This window comes from Woronichinia naegeliana WA131, assembly GCA_025370055.1.
Taxonomy (GTDB): domain Bacteria; phylum Cyanobacteriota; class Cyanobacteriia; order Cyanobacteriales; family Microcystaceae; genus Woronichinia; species Woronichinia naegeliana.
The window spans coordinates 2,930,487-2,949,691 of the sequence record CP073041.1; the positions used below are offsets into that span (position 1 = coordinate 2,930,487).

Sequence of the window (19,205 nt, forward strand, 5' to 3'; positions counted from 1 at the left end):
AGTATCATAGACAATCCTTGCTTCAATAATGAATGCTTGATCACAAATCTTTGTAAGATTTTTTCAGCATTGACAAAGAAGCCTATTTGTCCATAAGGAGAACGTTTTCCCATGACCCCCTACGAAATGATGGTAATCCTGCGTCCTGATCTCTCGGAAGATCTTGTACAACAGGAAGTTACCAAATACCAAGAATTTTTAGCCCAATATAACACCGAAGAATTAACCATCAAAGTCTGGGGTAAGCGTCGTTTAGCCTACCCAATCGGCAAGTTTCAAGATGGAATTTATCTGCTCTTGAATTACCGAGGTGATGGCAAACAGGTTGCTCCCCTAGAACGGGCCATGCGTCTAGGTGATGAAGTCATTCGTTTCTTAACGATTAAATTATCGGATAAACCCGCGATCGCTGAAGTTGAAGTTCCAAACGCCATTGCCCCTCCGATTATTGCCCCTGTTCCTGCCCAAGTTTAAGCCCTTATCCGTTGGAGAATGTTGACATTGGCTATCTCCATTGCCAGAAAAATTGTGTTAGGCTAGTTTTGGTCAGGGTTTTACCTACCGTAACTCGTCTCACACAATCTTAAGGAAAGGGAAGTGCTCTGCGGGATTAACCGTTTACCCACAGTGTTTCGCAAGTTTCCCCGTGCAGATAAAAGGTCTGAGACTTTCTAGAAGAAAGCTACAGTACACAGGAGCCGTCTGTCTGATGGACTACTTGGACAAATTAATTGAAAAGCTCAGAGAATTAGCCCAAAAGCTGATTGAACATTTGCTTGGCCCCCAGGCAGAACCGGAGCCTGAGTTGATTCCCATTCCTGTCAAGGAACCTCACCGTCGTCATCGTTAGTTAACTTCCCCCCTTATCGGAGTGTCTGATCAAGCTTTGCCATTGTTAAGCTTATTAGTATTGCATGGCCCAAATTTGAATCTGCTCGGCCAACGGGAACCCCATATTTATGGATCTCTGACCCTAGCCAGTATTAATCAACGTTTAGCAGAAATTGCTGATCAGAACGGGGCTGCTCTGGCGATCGCTCAATCAAACCAGGAAGGGGTTTTAGTGGATCACATACAGGCGGCCCTGAACCAACATCAAGGAATCATGATTAATGCGGGGGCCTATACCCACACGAGTGTAGCCATTCGAGATGCCCTCAGTGCAGTTAAAATCCCGACGGTAGAGGTTCACCTGAGTAATATTTATCAACGGGAAACTTTTCGACATCATTCCTACATTGCCCCGATCGCCATCGGACAGATCAGTGGTTTTGGTGCGAATAGCTATTATCTGGGACTTCAGGCTTTGATTGATTATTTATTACTTAACCCTAGGGGCGTTAAAAGCTAAATTTAGTCTAGGGCAGGAATTGTTAAAAAATTTGGTTAATTTCAAGAATGGTTCTAAAATTGCCAAAGTTGTCAAAACCGTCTTTTACAAGAGAAATTAACGCTGGGCCAGAGAAGTGGTGGGGAAATAGGCCTGGAGTCAGGGCATTTGTCAGGAGATTTAGAGGCGATCATCCCATTGGGTGAACCTAGGCACGGAAGTTTTAGACTAAAATTTTATATACAGTGAGGCAAGAAATTCGCGCAACTCGATGCAATGTTCTCCTCACACACGAAAAATCGCTTGTGCCGTCCTTCGGGGCGGTTCTTTTTTGACAAGATGATACGGATCGAACAGAAATTAGCGATCGCTACATAGGGCTTGCTGAAAAAAGCTGAAACCTTTACGGAGAAAAATAGTAGGCGAATTAAGAACCGCTAGAATGCACGAAAATAGGGTAGAATGCCTCAAAACCATTGCATTAAGAAGAGAGAAAGCAGATGTACCGAAAGCAACAGTACTCAATTGAAACACCAGAAAACTTGAAAAATCTGTTCGGCGGGCAGTTAGACGAAGAAAATCGTTGGATAGAAATGTCAAAAATGATTCTTTGGGAAGAATATGAGGAAGAATATGCAAAAAACTTCACAGAAAAAAAAGGAGCCCCAGCCAAATCATTTAGAATGGCATTAGGAGCATTAATTATCAAAGAAATTTCAGGAAAAAGTGACAGAGAAACAGTAGAACAAATAAAAGAGAACCCTTATTTACAGTACTTTATAGGAATGGAAAGCTATAGTAGCAAAGAAGCATTTAATGCGTCAATGATGGTTCATTTTCGTAAAAAAATAGGAATGGAATTAATAAATAAAATTAATAAAGAAATAGAAAAAAAGCGACGGGTGTAGCGTCAGAAAAAAAAGAAAATGAAGGAAAGTTATTGTTAGATGCGACTTGTACACCAGCAGATATAAAATATCCAACGGATATAGGAATATTGAATGATGCCAGAGAAAAAACAGAAAAAATAATAGATAAGCTGTATGAAGAAATAAAAGAGAAAAGGAAAGAAAAGCCGAGGACTTATAGGGAAGTGGCAAGAAAAGAGTACTTAGCCATAGCAAAAAAACGTCGTGTGTCAAAAAAAGAAAGAAGAAAAGGAACAAAAAAACAACTAGGATATATAAAAAGAAACTTGTCTCATATAGAAAAAATGATAGAAGAGGGAGCAAAGTTAGAAAAACTAACGAAAAAAGAGCAAGAAGAGCTTGTAACGATAGGAAAAGTGTATGAGCAACAGTTAGAAATGTATGAAAAAAAGACAAATAAAGTAGAAAACAGAATTGTGAGTGTAAGCCAACCTCACGTGCGTCCAATAGTGCGTGGAAAAGCGGGAAAAGCAGTAGAGTTTGGAGCTAAAATATCGGCAAGTAATGTGAATGGCTTTGTCTTCTTAGACAAATTAAGTTGGGATAATTACAACGAATCGGGAGATTTACAAGCGCGAATAGAAGAATATAAAAGGGAAACAGGATGTTATCCGGAATCGGTTCATGTGGATAAAATCTATCGAACAAAAGCGAATCGAGCTTATTGTAAAGAAAGGGATATAAGAATGAGTGGTCCCCGATTGGGAAGACCGCCGAAAGAGGTGAGCAAAGAAAAAAAGAAAGAGGCACGCTCAGATGAAAGAGTGCGTAATGCCATTGAGGGTAAATTCGGACAGGGAAAGAGGAAATTTAGTCTTGGTCGAGTGATGGCCAAACTACCTGAGACCTCGGAAACGGTAATTGCGATGAACTTTTTGGTAATGAATCTTTCTACTCTACTTCAGAAGACAAAAAGTAAAAAGTTGTAGAGTCGTTTTTCTTGTGAAAAATGGTGTTAATTTTCCTCTCTTTTGTGAGGAGTGATTTGTGTTGACCTTTTTAGACAGAAAGGAACAATAGATTAAACAAAATCTGTATTTTGATTTGTTTCCATAAGGATAAGTTATCTATGCTTTTTCAGTCCATACTTCCCTAACCCACATTTCTTTCGTTTTTTGACTTTTTCAGCAAGCCCTAAGTATTTGTACGACGACGAAAGGCGGCTAAATAGCGTCGGATAGCACTATTAAATGCCTCAACGTGGTTGGCATGGACGTCCTTTTCTTCTGGTTTTTCTGTTGTCTCTGGATGTTCTGGTTTCGGAGTTTCTACTTTCTTTAGTTTACCCTCAGAATCTCGACGTTTACTACTCTTATTTTTTAGTCTTACTACAAGACCCTTCGGTAATACTTTGGTGGGACGACCTCGCTTTCCAGTCCTTAATACTTCGTGACAAATATTAAATAGCAGTTGACTATATCGCTTTTCTCCATCTGTAAATAACTGGAGAGATTCTGCACTCCTTTCAAATAATTCCGCTACCGTCATCATTGCTTCTAGAAATAATTTCTGCTCTTTTCGACCACATTTTAAATGCCAAATAAAGCGGCTAGCCCTGTCCATGAGCACGATTGTCCAACCCTCAGAGGCACTTGCTTCTTTATTTTTTCCAACTTTTGTGTATAGTTCATCCCCTTCTATTACTAATTTAACAAATTCATTCACTAAGGCGTATAAAAATAATGTCTATTGTAATCCTGATAATTTCTTTTCCCAATTCAATATTGTTGTTTTCGCGTAGCCGAATACTCGGGCTGCTGCATTCAATCCTATTCCTTCCATTCTGGCTTTTAATACTTTTACAATTTCACTTAATGGGGTTTCTAAGCCAGCGATTACGCTACCATAAGTCTCAGCAAAACAAGAACTACATTCTTGACAAATGAACATTTTACGTTCCCCGTTACCTTTCGTTTGATAATGAGAATGTATTTTTACATTTTCACTATAGCAATGAGGACAGTTTTTCTTGAATAAGGCATCCTCTTTCTCTTGGCACAAGCCAACATCATTCAGGATTTTCATATAGCTTTTCTTTAATATTGACATTGTTTTCTGTTTCCTTTTTCTTTGATATAATGACAATAATAATAGTATAATAAAAACGGGCCGATGTCTAGTCTTAAACTATTTTTCTATTTTCTCAAAGCCTTACACCATAACTTTTTCCAACTTTGATCAGACGATACCAGTTCCCTCTTGCTTGGAAGCCGCATCTAAACGGGCTGGACGTTTTATTTTAGCTACTAATGTTCTTGATTCTCAGGTTTTGAGTCCCGACCCAGCAATTCTAAATTTGAAAAATCAGGAGGAATTAGTGGCGGGCAGAGAGTCAAATGGCTCAAGCATAAAATCAAGAAGGTGTTGCCAGCTATCAAAGACAAAATAGGTAGTAAGAGTACGTAAATGGGAAAAAAAGCATCTTCGAGTCCCTAAAAGTAGTCGGATACGTTGGTAGGACTCATCTAAAAGCTGTAAAACGGTGTGAAACAAGAAAGCCAGTAAATTTAAGGTGAGCAAAAAGGTAGCAAGATGGTGGTCACCATGTCCAAAATTGTGTTCTAGATGGTAGCCCTGAGTCTTAAGAGTATTATGGTTCTCATTTTCGGTTTTCCAACGAGAGCGAGCGACACTGACTAACTCAACAATGTTATCGGCTTGGGGAAAAAGGTCGGTAATCCAATCGTTGTGAAAGAGAACCTGACCATCAGAACGGCGAGTAACGGTAACCTCGAACCAATGAGTATTGAGGGCGGCGGAACCATCTCTTAGGGGCAAGTGATAAGTCCAACGATAATGATAATCATGCCAATCGCGACCATGACGACGACGCTCATGGAAAGAGTAAACCTCTCCAATCTTCTCGGCATAGTCCAAAAACTCATAAAGAGTGGGGTGAGATTCAGGCAAACAGACAAAGAGATAGTGAAAGTGGTTTTGAAGAGCCTCTTCGCACATCGGTTGACGACTATAGAGGTCATCCCCCAATCATAGTAACGCTAAACGGGTCAAAGAATTCTCGATGTCTGTGGAGCCAACGTTTTGCCGCCGCTACCTCACAGTCCTATTTCTCGTGACCATCTTGAGGGGTAATAAATTCAGGGTCAAGACTAATCACCGCTTTTTGCTGAGGTGAGACAATTACCGGTAAGATTGCCGAATGAAAGTAAGTCACTGTCCCGTTTTTATGGGTTCGATGGGAACATTGCTCACAGTGGATATTTTGGGAGGAGAAATACTCTGTGCCATCTAGCGGAATTAGTAATTGCTTGTCTAACACCTCATACCGAGTCAATATTCCTCTGGTCTTTAGTAGTTGATAAATGTCACTAAACACCACAAATAACGAATTGGCTTTGATTTTATCCAGGATATTGCGGATTTGATTGTCACTAGGTATTTTGATGGCACCGAATAGAGTTTGAAGATTATCCCTACCGTTGCGACTATGCAGTTGTCTTTGATGTTCTAGGAATGATTCACATTGCATTAGAAACAGGCTGAAACCACCTAGTACCGCATCTTTTAGGCTGTAGGTTGTATTTGGACTGGGTTGGCGAGGGTCTTTCATTTTCTCTATACTTGCTACCAAGTACGCTATCAGACCAGCCATACTGATTATTCCTTGCATCTTTTCTTCCTCTCTGTCTCCCTTGTTGTCCTTTCCCATTATCCCTGTTTTCTACAACCCTTACCTCGCCTTAAATTTAGAATTGCTGGTCCCGACCAGATGTTGGCTGAATATAAGGCTCAACAAAACACCGAGCGCGGCTTTCGCTTTCTCAAAGACCCTTTCTTTTTTGCCTCTGCTCTTTTTCTCAAGAATCCTCAACGCATTATGGCTTTGATGATGATTATGGTTGTCTCTTTATTGGTTTATACTTTGGCACAACGTCGCCTACGACAGGCTTTGGCTCTTGCCCATCAGACTATTCCTAATCAAAAGGGTAAACCGACCGCCATTCCCACTCTGCTTTGGGTCTTTCAGTCTTTTCTGTTTATCCGTTGGTTAGAGATTGACGGCATTCAAACTATCGTTAATTTGACCTCCAAACACAAACATATTCTTTCCTTTCTTGGCTCTTCATGCCAAAAGTACTACTTTGTCTCTTGACTTACCTGCGGAATGTGGGATTGATTGGAGAATGCCTGATTTTCCTTTGATGCCCAAGTCGGTCTCAAGTCAGGGCGAACGCATCTTATTTTTGAAAGGTAGGCTGGATAAGGGTTTCCGAGATCATGATTGATTTTTTATGAAACGCTGAAAGTCTTATCAGATAAGGAGTCTAGAATTTAGATGCGTTTGCCCTGGCTTTGAGACTCAATTTCTTGACATTTGCTTACTATCTCCTCATACACAGGATCATAGAATAGTTTGTATAACCCAATAACCAGTTTAAATATCTTGGTTAAAATGGGTACGCTTCTTAAGTCAAATCCTCCTAAATAGGGCTTGCTGAAAAAGTCAAAAAACGAAGGAAATGTGGGTTAGGGAAGTATGGACTGAAAAAGAACAGATAACTTATCCTTATAGAAAGAAGTTAAAATACAGATTTTGTTTAATCTATTGTCCCTTTATTTCTAAAAAGGTCAGCAAAAGTCACTCCTCACAAAAGAGAAGAAAATTAACACCATTTTTCAGAAGAAAAACGACTCTACAACTTCTTACTTTTTGCTTCCTTCTTTGTCTTCTGAAGTAGAGTAGAAAGATTCATTACCAAAAAGTTCATTGCAATCACAGTTTCCGGTAGTGTTCTGAATCTGTGGAAGCACATCTAAATAGGGCTTGCTGAAAAAGTCAAAAAACGAAAGAAATGTGGGTTAGGGAAGTATGGACTGAAAAAGCATAGATAACTTATCCTTATGGAAACAAATCAAAATACAGATTTTGTTTAATCTATTGTTCCTTTCTGTCTAAAAAGGTCAACACAAATCACTCCTCACAAAAGAGAGGAAAATTAACACCATTTTTCACAAGAAAAACGACTCTACAACTTTTTACTTTTTGTCTTCTGAAGTAGAGTAGAAAGATTCATTACCAAAAAGTTCATCGCAATTACCGTTTCCGAGGTCTCAGGTAGTTTGGCCATCACTCGACCAAGACTAAATTTCCTCTTTCCCTGTCCGAATTTACCCTCAATGGCATTACGCACTCTTTCATCTGAGCGTGCCTCTTTCTTTTTTTCTTTGCTCACCTCTTTCGGCGGTCTTCCCAATCGGGGACCACTCATTCTTATATCCCTTTCTTTACAATAAGCTCGATTCGCTTTTGTTCGATAGATTTTATCCACATGAACCGATTCCGGATAACATCCTGTTTCCCTTTTATATTCTTCTATTCGCGCTTGTAAATCTCCCGATTCGTTGTAATTATCCCAACTTAATTTGTCTAAGAAGACAAAGCCATTCACATTACTTGCCGATATTTTAGCTCCAAACTCTACTGCTTTTCCCGCTTTTCCACGCACTATTGGACGCACGTGAGGTTGGCTTACACTCACGATTCTGTTTTCTACTTTATTTGTCTTTTTTTCATACATTTCTAACTGTTGCTCATACACTTTTCCTATCGTTACAAGCTCTTCTTGCTCTTTTTTCGTTAGTTTTTCTAACTTTGCTCCCTCTTCTATCATTTTTTCTATATGAGACAAGTTTCTTTTTATATATCCTAGTTGTTTTTTTGTTCCTTTTCTTCTTTCTTTTTTTGACACACGACGTTTTTTTGCTATGGCTAAGTACTCTTTTCTTGCCACTTCCCTATAAGTCCTCGGCTTTTCTTTCCTTTTCTCTTTTATTTCTTCATACAGCTTATCTATTATTTTTTCTGTTTTTTCTCTGGCATCATTCAATATTCCTATATCCGTTGGATATTTTATATCTGCTGGTGTACAAGTCGCATCTAACAATAACTTTCCTTCATTTTCTTTTTTTTCTGACGCTACAACCGTCGCTTTTTTTTCTATTTCTTTATTAATTTTATTTATTAATTCCATTCCTATTTTTTTACGAAAATGAACCATCATTGACGCATTAAATGCTTCTTTGCTACTATAGCTTTCCATTCCTATAAAGTACTGTAAATAAGGGTTCTCTTTTATTTGTTCTACTGTTTCTCTGTCACTTTTTCCTGAAATTTCTTTGATAATTAATGCTCCTAATGCCATTCTAAATGATTTGGCTGGGGCTCCTTTTTTTTCTGTGAAGTTTTTTGCATATTCTTCCTCATATTCTTCCCAGGGAATCATTTTTGACATTTCTATCCAACGATTTTCTTCGTCTAACTGCCCGCCGAACAGATTTTTCAAGTTTTCTGGTGTTTCAATTGAGTACTGTTGCTTTCGGTACATCTGCTTTCTCTCTTCTTAATGCAATGGTTTTGAGGCATTCTACCCTATTTTCGTGCATTCTAGCGGTTCTTAATTCGCCTACTATTTTTCTCCGTAAAGGTTTCAGCTTTTTTCAGCAAGCCCTAAATAAGACATCCAAATTCAAAGCGATTGATAAATAATCCAAGGACAATATCGTGCATCACAATAGATTTGGAGAAACAAATCGTTTTTCTCGCTAATCTCTTTATTCGAGTTCTCAATGTCAAGTGCTTTCGTTCGATTTTTTGAGTATTATACTTACCCACCTCATGCAATGCTGGCTCAATATGTCGTTCGTAAGCCCCCCATCCATCTGTATAATATTGAGTAATACCAAAAGGTTCTAACAACTCTTTTAGCCTTAGAAATGCTTCGTCTTTGTGACCAGACAAAACATAAGCTAATATCTCACCTGTCTTATGATCAATAGCGTGCCATAACCATCTTTGCTCTTTTTTGCTCTTCACAAAACCCCACATTTCGTCGAGTTCTGCTTCCACGTCATTCCATTGGCAGAGCGTTACAATACTCTGACTGGGTTCCAGTTCTGCTAGTTTTTTTTCGTTGGCGAATACTAAACTAGACTCTTTTTTTTTAGTTCACTAATCACTGTTGATGGACTAATCCTCAGCACACGGGCTGTATCCCTTATGCCACTACCATTCATTGCCATTTCGGCAATCTTTTCCTTTACTTCTGGCAAATAACCTTTATAAGTATAGTTTAAGATAAATGTGCAACGCTTACATTCTGTATTACGACATCTGTAACGCTCTTTCCCCTCCCCAGAGGGGCCGTGTTTCACAATATCCGTACTTTGACAACTTGGGCAAACAATTGCTTTGAATAGCATGGCACACCAATTTTAAGATTTACATTTATTTATTATTACTCTTTTCCACAGGTTTAGAACACGACCCTACCAAGTATCGTTGTTTTAGCCAAGTCAAATTTCCCCCATATCCCAGCCATCCCACTAAGCTGGATAAGGTTGCACCGTAGCTAAAATCTTCACGACATCCCAAAGGAAGTGGGGCATAACCTTCCCAATCACATTTTGAGCATTGATACTTTTCCCTAACATATTCCCTTACCTCTACTGGTTTACTGACTAATTCAGCTATTTGATTTTTTTTGATGATAGTCTCCTTTTGCTTTTCCACTGACGCACCACATTTTGGGCATTTTTCCATCCTTAAATCTACTATTTCATCTACCCGACCAAACCCGTTTCTGGTTTTACCCACATGGTCGTACTTTGGACCTCTTTTTTTTCCTTTTTGACCGAAGGTTTTGGCGACTTTCTTTTTGTAACCGTCACTGCTTGGGGGCTGAGAGCTATTTTCACTCGTTCTTTGGTTAAGCTTTTTCAGCTTTTCTTTCAACTTTTCTATCTCTTTCTTTAACTCTACCAATTCTTTTCTCAGCTTTTCGTTCTCTTCTTTTTCTTTCTGATAATCTTCATACCAATCTTTTGCCACTTCTTTTTGCCATGGCATTTTCACTTCTTCTTGGTTTAAGTCTGGAACTGGGTCTAGTTTTTCCATAGTCTCCCTATTCTAACCTATCTCTTTAACCGCCTTTCCTTTCTTCATTATTCTTTACTTTTTTCATTTGCTTCTCATTCTCAATAATTTCCTTCTTTATTGCGGTGACTAATTACAATTTGGCGTGATTATAAAGGAGTCAGTTTTCATCAATTGGGGGTAGCTGCCTTTTTTCAAGATAACTCGGCTTTATTAGATTTGGTTAATTCTCAAATTTTGGCTAAGCCTTTAATTTGTTTGGGAGATGGACATGATGGTATCTGGAACTTATTTCGTGAGATAGGACAGAAACATGAGCGAATTGAAATTTTGGACTGGTATCACTTAATTGAAAACCTCTATAAAGTTGGGGGGTCATTCCAGCGAATTGAGGAGGTCAAGTCTTTTCTTTGGACGGGTGAAGTGGATGCCGCTATCTCCTGTTTTGAGGGATGGTCAGAGCCTCAAGCTGAGAATTTTATCATTTATTTAAACAAGCATAAACATCGGATTGTCAATTATGGTTATTTGCAGGCAGAGGGCATTTCTATTGGCTCTGGCTCTGTCGAATCTCAAGTTAAACAAATTGGTCATCGTCTTAAAATTACTGGTGCGAGTTGGAATTCTGACAATGTACCACAAGTCCTTCGTCATCGCTGTTCCTATTTAAATGATTACCTTTTTTGACTCTTTCATTTACCTCGTTAAGTATTTCTACTTATTGCAAAGGTGAGATGCTCCCCATCTGAGCGTGCCTCTTTCTTTTTTTCTTTGCTTACCTCTTTCGGCGGTCTTCCCAATGGGGGATCACTCATTCTTATACCCCTTTCTTTACAATAAGCTCGATTCGCTTTTGTTCGATAGATTTTATCCACGTGGACCGATTCCGGATAACATCCTGTTTCCCTTTTATATTCTTCTATTCGCGCTTGTAAATCTCCCGATTCGTTGTAATTATCCCAACTTAATTTGTCTAATAAGCTGTCATCACTCTAAGTGGATATAAGGTAGAATATATAGACTTACTTTTTTGTATGACTATGCTGACGTTAAACTTCTTAGACCAAAAGACCAAGAAAGAGCTACAAAAAGCCCTTAAAACGGAAGAGCACGCAGTTACAAGAGAGAGAATATTGATTATGTTACTGAGAAATGAAGGAAAAACGTATGATGAAATATCAGGATTATTAGGATGTTGCAAACGACAAGTGTGGTACTGGTGCAATAATGGAAATCCGAAAGAGATAGAAAGCTTAAGAGACAAAAGAAAAAAAGGAAATCACAGGAAAGTAACAGAAGAATACATAGAGAAATTGACGGAGATAATAATCAAAGAGCCTGAAGAGTTTGGATATGAATTTGGAAGTTGGACAGTAGCAAGACTATCAACTCATATGGAAAAAGAAACGGGTATATTGTTAGGAAATACACAACTTAGAAATATACTTAAAAAAAAGCGATTTGTCTACATCTGGGCAAAATATAGTCTAGAAGATAAAAAAGATGAGCAAAAAAGAGAGGAATTTACAAAGAAAGTTGAAGAGTACAAGAAGCTTTTGAAAGAAAAGCCAGAATCAATCCAGATATGGTTTTGGGATGAAAGTGGCTTCAGCTTAAGAGTAATACGGAGAAAACATTGGACAAAAAAAGGAAAGCGTAAAAAAGTGAGGGGAGATAGAAGAAAAGGAAGAGTCAATGTAATGGGTGGTATTAGATATACTGACAAAAAACGGTGGGTTGATTTGATTCCCACTGGTAACTCTCAGAACTTCAAGAGTGTATTATTAAAATTTTACAAAGACATACAAAGAGAATGGATAGAACAAGGAAATAAAAAAGAAGACTTTGAAAAGAATGGTCTGAAGATTGTGATTATTTTAGATAATGCGAGCTTCCACAAAAAGCAAGAAATTCTAGACGAGAGCACGGAAGAAATGCCAAACATTATTTTGGAGTTTTTACCCCCCTATAGTCCCGATTATAATTTAATGGAATTGGTATGGCATTCAGCAAAAGAATATATTGCAAATAAATTATTCAAATCAATTGAAGAATTAGAATCTCTCATCCATAAACTTCTTAATGAAGGTGGATTGACAATATGTTGGGGACGTAAAATCAAAAACAAGGGCTCAAGTATTATTGCAAGTTAAACTGATGACAGCTTAACACAAAGCCATTCACATTACTTGCCGATATTTTAGCTCCAAACTCTACTGCTTTTCCCGCTTTTCCACGCACTATTGGACGGATATGAGGTTGCGTTACACTCACAATTCTATTTTCTACTGTATTCGTCTTATTCTCATACATTTCTAGTTGTTGTTCATACACTTTTTCTATGGTTATAATCATTTCCTTCCCCTTTTTTGTTAGTTTTTCCAATTTTGCTCCCTCATCTAACATTTTTTTAACATACAATAGACATCTCCATAATACTATAAAATCGACAAATATGCTATAATCATAGAAATTTAGACAGGAGTAACTATGCCTGAATACATCTATATGTGGGCTTATATTCAAAAACAGCCTCAAGAAACAAAGAGGTTGTTAGGAATAGAGTACCCAAAATTATTAGAGCTTATAACCTATGGCAAATTACTTAAAAAAGAATTTGAAGAAAGCAAAACCACACTGATTAAAGCAGGTGGTGGAAATAAACCGAAATTATCAGAGGAGTAGCAAATAGTTTTAATGCTAGTTTACTTAAGGCATTATCCGACCTTTCAGCTACTAGGAATAATGTTTGAAATAAGTGAATCGTCTGCCCATAATATATTCAATTATTGGCAGTCACTATTCGGAGAAAATTTACCAGCAAGTCTATTTGAACAACTAAAAAAGTTGCCAGAAGAAATAGAAAAAGTTAAAGAGGAGCTAATCCAACATGAACTAATAGTGGATGCGACAGAACAACCAGTAGAAAGACCTTTAGGGCAGGAGGCACAAAAACCATACTACTCAGGTAAACAAAAAAGGCATACCTCAAAAAGCCAAATAATCATTTGCCCAAAAATCAAGGAGATTGTGGATGTTGTGATAGGAGAAATAGGTTCAAAGAGCGATGTACAAATATTACATCAAAGATTGGCTAAATTCCATCAAGAACAAGGCTTTCTAGGTGATAAAGCCTACGAGGGAGAATTCCAATTAACAACACCAAAAAAGAAACCAAAGGGGCGAGAATTAAGCAAAGAAGAAAAAGAAAGAAATAGTTGGTTATCGTCTCGACGAGTAGTGGTTGAACATATGATTCGATTGCTCAAAGTATTCAAAGTGATGCAAGAAAAATTTAGACTAAGAAAGGGAACTGGACAGTGGGAAGTTCTCGAGGCGTGTAAGTGGAGAAAAGAAAATCGGACATCCGATACAAAAGAGTGCCGTTATGTCCGAAACTGGCTGATATAAGAAAATCGATAGCCAGTGCTATCTATCAATTATGCAACTATGTCAGCGACTAGAGCAAATCCTCAATAATCTCCGTCCAGCCTTTAGCCGAGAAGCAACGTTCCAATGGTTTATCCTGTTAGTCTGGGGAGTAGTGCTCAACAGCCAACCCAGCGCAATAACTAGCTAGGGCTTGCTGAAAAAAGCTGAAACCTTTACGGAGAAAAATAGTAGGCGAATTAAGAACCGCTAGAATGCACGAAAATAGGGTAGAATGCCTCAAAACCATTGCATTAAGAAGAGAGAAAGCAGATGTACCGAAAGCAACAGTACTCAATTGAAAGGGTGCGACCTTTAGTTGATAAAAGCTGTTGTAATCAGGGTTCGGGAACCCATATTGATCAAGTTTTGCCCAAAATTGACTCCATCGTTCCTTGGTCAATACCAAAGCTCGTAGGCTCAAAATAATTCCTGCTCCTTTTTCCTTCCATCGCATCCCTGAACAACATAATCGTTGTTTGACCAACGTCTTACAAGCTGCTTCCGTAACACCTGAACCAATCGGATACTTTTTCTCTAAGTATTCAGCATAATCCATTTGATGCTGATGATTCTCGTAATAAGTAATCGCCGCTTGTAGTTTCTCGGTAAGATTCTTAGAATGACTTTTTTCTTCTTTGACTTCTTTCATCAGATTTAGCAGTTCTCCTGCTTTTCCTTTTTCATGCTTGAGTTCTCGACAATTTTCAGTCAACCATTCTTTTTGTTTTGACACGGTATTCGGATGCAACGCTTCTGCCAAGGCACCTAAGTAACCAGAGGCATGATAGAAATCTAATATCTGTTCTTCCGTTTGCTTTTCTAAAAACTTCCAATTTGATTCTGCCCCGTCTGCTATCCCGACCAATGTTGCCTCTGGATAACGTTTTTTCGCTCGCTCAATTTCTCTTTCTAATCTTTCTAGAAAACTCTTTTTTCCATACTCTGGTGCCGCACCTAGATAGATTGTAGGTTGACGTTCGCCTTCACTATCGTATAGGGAAACGGTTCCCACCATTGCTTCACGGTAGCCATCCTCACACATCAGCATACAGGTTCCATCTAATCCTATTCCCACTGTTGCAATTTGGCTATCCTCCTTGGGCGGGGCATAACTCCACGCTTCTTCTTTTGCCTGTACCACACTTCCTACTGCTTCACTCAATCTTTGGATATAGGATAGCGCTACTTTTCTACCATGATTTTCTAATAAATCATTTTTCACCTCTTTGCCTGCCATCCCTGACATTTTTGAGGATACCTGTTTTGCCAATAATGGCGTTGATGTTATGATTATCCTTGCTTCTCTTTCTAAGGGGCAATACGTTTTTCCTCAAAGGTGAACGCTGATATACATGACGATTCACTATAACCTCACCATAAGGTGTTTGATATTCTTTCGGTTGCTCTCCCTTACTCTTCCAGATTTCTTCACCGATTTTTAAGGGTGAACCATCTGTATCTAAATATTTCAAGGCTTCTTTGCTGGCGATGCAACCTACTTCGTTTAAGCCTTTTTGAATATTTATTTCTGTATCCAACATTGAACGACTGAGTTCTAATGTTAGTTCTATTTTTATCTTTGAACCCTCTACATTAATTAGTTTTGCTGTCATCATTGTTTCCTCTTTGTCACTTTTCATCTCATGTTAACACTTTTCTTTTCCTTCATCAACTAAAGGTCACACCCAATTGAAACACCAGAAAACTTGAAAAATCTGTTCGGCGGGCAGTTAGACGAAGAAAATCGTTGGATAGAAATGTCAAAAATGATTCTTTGGGAAGAATATGAGGAAGAATATGCAAAAAACTTCACAGAAAAAAAAGGAGCCCCAGCCAAATCATTTAGAATGGCATTAGGAGCATTAATTATCAAAGAAATTTCAGGAAAAAGTGACAGAGAAACAGTAGAACAAATAAAAGAGAACCCTTATTTACAGTACTTTATAGGAATGGAAAGCTATAGTAGCAAAGAAGCATTTAATGCGTCAATGATGGTTCATTTTCGTAAAAAAATAGGAATGGAATTAATAAATAAAATTAATAAAGAAATAGAAAAAAAAGCGACGGGTGTAGCGTCAGAAAAAAAAGAAAATGAAGGAAAGTTATTGTTAGATGCGACTTGTACACCAGCAGATATAAAATATCCAACGGATATAGGAATATTGAATGATGCCAGAGAAAAAACAGAAAAAATAATAGATAAGCTGTATGAAGAAATAAAAGAGAAAAGGAAAGAAAAGCCGAGGACTTATAGGGAAGTGGCAAGAAAAGAGTACTTAGCCATAGCAAAAAAACGTCGTGTGTCAAAAAAAGAAAGAAGAAAAGGAACAAAAAAACAACTAGGATATATAAAAAGAAACTTGTCTGATATAGAAAAAATGATAGAAGAGGGAGCAAAGTTAGAAAAACTAACGAAAAAAGAGCAAGAAGAGCTTGTAACGATAGGAAAAGTGTATGAGCAACAGTTAGAAATGTATGAAAAAAAGACAAATAAAGTAGAAAACAGAATTGTGAGTGTAAGCCAACCTCACGTGCGTCCAATAGTGCGTGGAAAAGCGGGAAAAGCAGTAGAGTTTGGAGCTAAAATATCGGCAAGTAATGTGAATGGCTTTGTCTTCTTAGACAAATTAAGTTGGGATAATTACAACGAATCGGGAGATTTACAAGCGCGAATAGAAGAATATAAAAGGGAAACAGGATGTTATCCGGAATCGGTTCATGTGGATAAAATCTATCGAACAAAAGCGAATCGAGCTTATTGTAAAGGGGTGTGACCTTTAGTTGATGAAGGAAAAGAAAAGTGTTAACATGAGATGAAAAGTGACAAAGAGGAAACAATGATGACAGCAAAACTAATTAATGTAGAGGGTTCAAAGATAAAAATAGAACTAACATTAGAACTCAGTCGTTCAATGTTGGATACAGAAATAAATATTCAAAAAGGCTTAAACGAAGTAGGTTGCATCGCCAGCAAAGAAGCCTTGAAATATTTAGATACAGATGGTTCACCCTTAAAAATCGGTGAAGAAATCTGGAAGAGTAAGGGAGAGCAACCGAAAGAATATCAAACACCTTATGGTGAGGTTATAGTGAATCGTCATGTATATCAGCGTTCAGTAGGAGGAAAAACGTATTGCCCCTTAGAAAGAGAAGCAAGGATAATCATAACATCAACGCCATTATTGGCAAAACAGGTATCCTCAAAAATGTCAGGGATGGCAGGCAAAGAGGCGAAAAATGATTTATTAGAAAATCATGGTAGAAAAGTAGCGCTATCCTATATCCAAAGATTGAGTGAAGCAGTAGGAAGTGTGGTACAGGCAAAAGAAGAAGCGTGGAGTTATGCCCCGCCCAAGGAGGATAGCCAAATTGCAACAGTGGGAATAGGATTAGATGGAACCTGTATGCTGATGTGTGAGGATGGCTACCGTGAAGCAATGGTGGGAACCGTTTCCCTATACGATAGTGAAGGCGAACGTCAACCTACAATCTATCTAGGTGCGGCACCAGAGTATGGAAAAAAGAGTTTTCTAGAAAGATTAGAAAGAGAAATTGAGCGAGCGAAAAACCGTTATCCAGAGGCAACATTGGTCGGGATAGCAGACGGGGCAGAATCAAATTGGAAGTTTTTAGAAAAGCAAACGGAAGAACAGATATTAGATTTCTATCATGCCTCTGGTTACTTAGGTGCCTTGGCAGAAGCGTTGCATCCGAATACCGTGTCAAAACAAAAAGAATGGTTGACTGAAAATTGTCGAGAACTCAAGCATGAAAAAGGAAAAGCAGGAGAACTGCTAAATCTGATGAAAGAAGTCAAAGAAGAAAAAAGTCATTCTAAGAATCTTACCGAGAAACTACAAGCGGCGATTACTTATTACGAGAATCATCAGCATCAAATGGATTATGCTGAATACTTAGAGAAAAAGTATCCGATTGGTTCAGGTGTTACGGAAGCAGCTTGTAAGACGTTGGTCAAACAACGATTATGTTGTTCAGGGATGCGATGGAAGGAAAAAGGAGCAGGAATTATTTTGAGCCTACGAGCTTTGGTATTGACCAAGGAACGATGGAGTCAATTTTGGGCAAAACTTGATCAATATGGGTTCCCTGTAGAACCCTGATTACAACAGCTTTTATCAACTAAAGGTCGCACACTTGTAAAGAAAGGGATATAAGAATGAGTGGTCCCCGATTGGGAAGACCGCCGAAAGAGGTGAGCAAAGAAAAAAAGAAAGAGGCACGCTCAGATGAAAGAGTGCGTAATGCCATTGAGGGTAAATTCGGACAGGGAAAGAGGAAATTTAGTCTTGGTCGAGTGATGGCCAAACTCTAAGTACAGGACAAAAAATGTAGGGAGTCGAGAAAAAGAGAAAAATTGGGTAGAGAAGGATTAAGAACAAGATGACGAAGATGGTCAAAACCAAGACGAAAAAGACTCTGCGCTAGGCGACCATGTTTCTTGAGGGGAATGGGATGAAGATGATGAATTGCTAGACCAGTTTTGAGAGACCAAGCCAAAGCTAAAGTCAGTAAAGCCAAAAGCTTACGAAGACGCTTGGGGTCAGTAAAGTGAGTAGATTCCAAGCAAAAGCCACGAGTCTTAAAGATGCCAAAAAGGGTTTCAATGCCCCAACGCAGGGCATAATCGTGAATAAGACCTTGGGAATCGGGATGTCCAATGACGATGAGTAGAGAATTATCAGGCAAGCGAAGAGCCTCTACAGAAACAGGATATCCCCAAACCCGACAACTCCCTTGAAGACGTTGAGATTCACTCTTTTGCAAGATGGGCAAAAATGACTTTGGCGGCCAAAAGCTTGCCATTGTGCTCAATCTTGTCCGTAGCCCGAATTCTCAGACAGAAAGCCAGTAGCGGTTCGAGCAGAAGATAGCGAAGCCAAGCCTGACCAATAAACTCACGGTCGCCACATAAACAACGAATCAGGGCGGTGGGAAAAATCTTGAGCATCTCCTCGATAAAACGCATTCGTTCATCACTGTTAGAATTGCCCTTTTTCTTGCTAAGCATCCACCACAAGATGGGAATGGCTACTCCTTCATGGACAATGCCGACAGTGAGGATATTATAACCATGACTGCCAAACTCCCAGGTTGTGCGGTCAATACTTAATACCCAAGGTTGAGGGATATCCAGCCAACTGACTACAATACGGGCAATGTGATGGTAATCCAGCTCAAATCCTGAGAAAAAGCGTTGTAAGCGTTTGTAATGAGAATCCACCAATGCCCGACCTTCAAAACCCAGAGCCAATTCTTTAAGGTTAACCGTTTTCACTTTGAGGAGGGCGAGTAAGAACAAGGCTAGGAAGGAGAGTCTGGCACCATGCCATCCCAAATGGGGTTTTAGGGCTTGTTTCAATGCGTTATATTGGTTCATGGGTTTTCTTACATTACGTTCATCTTCCATGAAACCCCTTTCTCGTATACTTTTCAAGCCTTTTGTCCTGTACTTAGGGCCAAACTACCTGAGACCTCGGAAACGGTAATTGCGATGAACTTTTTGGTAATGAATCTTTCTACTCTACTTCAGAAGACAAAAAGTAAAAAGTTGTAGAGTCGTTTTTCTTGTGAAAAATGGTGTTAATTTTCCTCTCTTTTG

The 19,205-nt window shown here is 38.7% G+C and carries 18 protein-coding genes and 8 pseudogenes; 14 read left to right on the forward strand and 12 right to left on the reverse strand.

What is annotated here, in order from left to right:
• The first annotated feature begins 111 nt into the window (after window positions 1-111).
• The 4 genes and pseudogenes from rpsF (at window position 112) to KA717_14940 (ending at window position 3,167) form a co-directional block, all read left to right on the forward strand.
• Window positions 112-474, forward strand: a complete 363-nt coding sequence (gene rpsF, locus KA717_14925) for a 30S ribosomal protein S6 (protein ID UXE63751.1) — start codon at window positions 112-114, stop codon at window positions 472-474.
• A gap of 235 nt (window positions 475-709) precedes the next feature.
• Complete coding sequence (locus KA717_14930) at window positions 710-850, forward strand: hypothetical protein (protein UXE63752.1); 141 nt, start codon at window positions 710-712, stop codon at window positions 848-850.
• A gap of 36 nt (window positions 851-886) precedes the next feature.
• Window positions 887-1,351, forward strand: coding sequence for a type II 3-dehydroquinate dehydratase (gene aroQ / locus KA717_14935; GenBank protein ID UXE63753.1), 465 nt, complete (start codon window positions 887-889; stop codon window positions 1,349-1,351).
• 479 nt (window positions 1,352-1,830) lie between these two features.
• A pseudogene (locus KA717_14940) lies at window positions 1,831-3,167 on the forward strand (IS5 family transposase).
• Between the two features lie 226 nt (window positions 3,168-3,393).
• Here the strand turns inward: KA717_14940 and KA717_14945 are convergent.
• The 4 genes from KA717_14945 to KA717_14960 all read right to left on the reverse strand — a co-directional run bounded on the left by KA717_14945 (window position 3,394) and on the right by KA717_14960 (window position 5,929).
• A complete protein-coding gene (locus tag KA717_14945) occupies window positions 3,394-3,924 on the reverse strand; it encodes a hypothetical protein (protein UXE63754.1) in 531 nt (176 codons plus the stop codon).
• A gap of 21 nt (window positions 3,925-3,945) precedes the next feature.
• Entirely contained in the window at window positions 3,946-4,308 is a 363-nt protein-coding gene (locus KA717_14950; GenBank protein UXE63755.1) for a hypothetical protein, read from the reverse strand.
• A 255-nt stretch (window positions 4,309-4,563) separates the two neighbouring features.
• The gene (locus tag KA717_14955) at window positions 4,564-5,247 is read right to left on the reverse strand and encodes a hypothetical protein (GenBank protein ID UXE63756.1); all 684 of its coding nucleotides are present in this window, start codon (window positions 5,245-5,247) and stop codon (window positions 4,564-4,566) included.
• Window positions 5,248-5,323: 76 nt separating this feature from the next.
• Complete coding sequence (locus KA717_14960) at window positions 5,324-5,929, reverse strand: hypothetical protein (GenBank protein UXE63757.1); 606 nt, start codon at window positions 5,927-5,929, stop codon at window positions 5,324-5,326.
• Window positions 5,930-5,989: 60 nt separating this feature from the next.
• Here KA717_14960 and KA717_14965 point away from each other — a divergent pair, with 60 nt between their 5' ends.
• Window positions 5,990-6,373: an IS1634 family transposase gene (locus KA717_14965; GenBank protein UXE63758.1), complete on the forward strand. Its 384-nt coding sequence runs from the start codon at window positions 5,990-5,992 to the stop codon at window positions 6,371-6,373.
• Between the two features lie 895 nt (window positions 6,374-7,268).
• Here KA717_14965 and KA717_14970 read toward each other — a convergent pair.
• From KA717_14970 to KA717_14985, 4 genes and pseudogenes are all read right to left on the reverse strand, one after another.
• A pseudogene (locus tag KA717_14970) lies at window positions 7,269-8,606 on the reverse strand (IS5 family transposase).
• A 122-nt stretch (window positions 8,607-8,728) separates the two neighbouring features.
• Complete coding sequence (locus tag KA717_14975; protein ID UXE63759.1) at window positions 8,729-9,127, reverse strand: IS1 family transposase; 399 nt, start codon at window positions 9,125-9,127, stop codon at window positions 8,729-8,731.
• Between the two features lie 74 nt (window positions 9,128-9,201).
• Window positions 9,202-9,330 carry an IS1-like element transposase gene (locus KA717_14980; GenBank protein UXE63760.1) on the reverse strand — a complete coding sequence of 43 codons (129 nt, stop codon included), beginning with the start codon at window positions 9,328-9,330 and terminating at the stop codon, window positions 9,202-9,204.
• 175 nt (window positions 9,331-9,505) lie between these two features.
• Entirely contained in the window at window positions 9,506-10,174 is a 669-nt protein-coding gene (locus tag KA717_14985; GenBank protein ID UXE63761.1) for a DUF6444 domain-containing protein, read from the reverse strand.
• 120 nt (window positions 10,175-10,294) lie between these two features.
• Between KA717_14985 and KA717_14990 the strand changes: the two are divergent.
• Window positions 10,295-10,840, forward strand: a pseudogene (locus KA717_14990) (ISKra4 family transposase).
• 56 nt (window positions 10,841-10,896) lie between these two features.
• On the opposite strand, the pseudogene KA717_14995 reads toward KA717_14990, so the two are convergent.
• A pseudogene (locus tag KA717_14995) lies at window positions 10,897-11,130 on the reverse strand (transposase).
• A 63-nt stretch (window positions 11,131-11,193) separates the two neighbouring features.
• On the opposite strand from KA717_14995, the gene KA717_15000 reads away from it, so the two are divergent.
• Entirely contained in the window at window positions 11,194-12,306 is a 1,113-nt protein-coding gene (locus tag KA717_15000; protein ID UXE64670.1) for an IS630 family transposase, read from the forward strand.
• On the opposite strand, the gene KA717_15005 is transcribed toward KA717_15000, so the two are convergent.
• Entirely contained in the window at window positions 12,293-12,508 is a 216-nt protein-coding gene (locus KA717_15005) for a hypothetical protein (protein ID UXE63762.1), read from the reverse strand. The genes KA717_15000 and KA717_15005 overlap by 14 nt on opposite strands.
• A 153-nt stretch (window positions 12,509-12,661) precedes the next feature.
• Between KA717_15005 and KA717_15010 the strand changes: the two genes are divergently transcribed.
• Genes KA717_15010 through KA717_15020 form a run of 3 tightly spaced genes read left to right on the forward strand, consistent with a single transcriptional unit; the run spans window position 12,662 to window position 13,733 of the window.
• Window positions 12,662-12,838: a hypothetical protein gene (locus KA717_15010; protein ID UXE63763.1), complete on the forward strand. Its 177-nt coding sequence runs from the start codon at window positions 12,662-12,664 to the stop codon at window positions 12,836-12,838.
• 12 nt (window positions 12,839-12,850) lie between these two features.
• Entirely contained in the window at window positions 12,851-13,564 is a 714-nt protein-coding gene (locus KA717_15015) for a transposase (protein ID UXE63764.1), read from the forward strand.
• A 31-nt stretch (window positions 13,565-13,595) separates the two neighbouring features.
• The gene (locus KA717_15020) at window positions 13,596-13,733 is read left to right on the forward strand and encodes a hypothetical protein (GenBank protein UXE63765.1); all 138 of its coding nucleotides are present in this window, start codon (window positions 13,596-13,598) and stop codon (window positions 13,731-13,733) included.
• 201 nt (window positions 13,734-13,934) lie between these two features.
• Here the strand turns inward: KA717_15020 and KA717_15025 are convergent.
• Window positions 13,935-15,198, reverse strand: a pseudogene (locus KA717_15025) (ISKra4 family transposase).
• A gap of 75 nt (window positions 15,199-15,273) precedes the next feature.
• Between KA717_15025 and KA717_15030 the strand changes: the two are divergent.
• From KA717_15030 to KA717_15040, 3 genes and pseudogenes are all read left to right on the forward strand, one after another.
• Window positions 15,274-16,350: pseudogene (locus tag KA717_15030) on the forward strand (IS5 family transposase).
• A gap of 75 nt (window positions 16,351-16,425) precedes the next feature.
• Window positions 16,426-17,706, forward strand: a complete 1,281-nt coding sequence (locus tag KA717_15035) for an ISKra4 family transposase (protein UXE64671.1) — start codon at window positions 16,426-16,428, stop codon at window positions 17,704-17,706.
• A 35-nt stretch (window positions 17,707-17,741) separates the two neighbouring features.
• Window positions 17,742-17,915, forward strand: a pseudogene (locus KA717_15040) (transposase).
• Here KA717_15040 and KA717_15045 read toward each other — a convergent pair.
• Window positions 17,915-18,983, reverse strand: a pseudogene (locus KA717_15045) (IS4 family transposase). The pseudogenes KA717_15040 and KA717_15045 sit on opposite strands and share 1 nt — an antisense overlap.
• On the opposite strand from KA717_15045, the gene KA717_15050 reads away from it, so the two are divergent.
• Window positions 18,975-19,160: a transposase gene (locus KA717_15050; protein ID UXE63766.1), complete on the forward strand. Its 186-nt coding sequence runs from the start codon at window positions 18,975-18,977 to the stop codon at window positions 19,158-19,160. The pseudogene KA717_15045 and the gene KA717_15050 overlap by 9 nt on opposite strands.
• Window positions 19,161-19,205 lie beyond the last annotated feature (45 nt).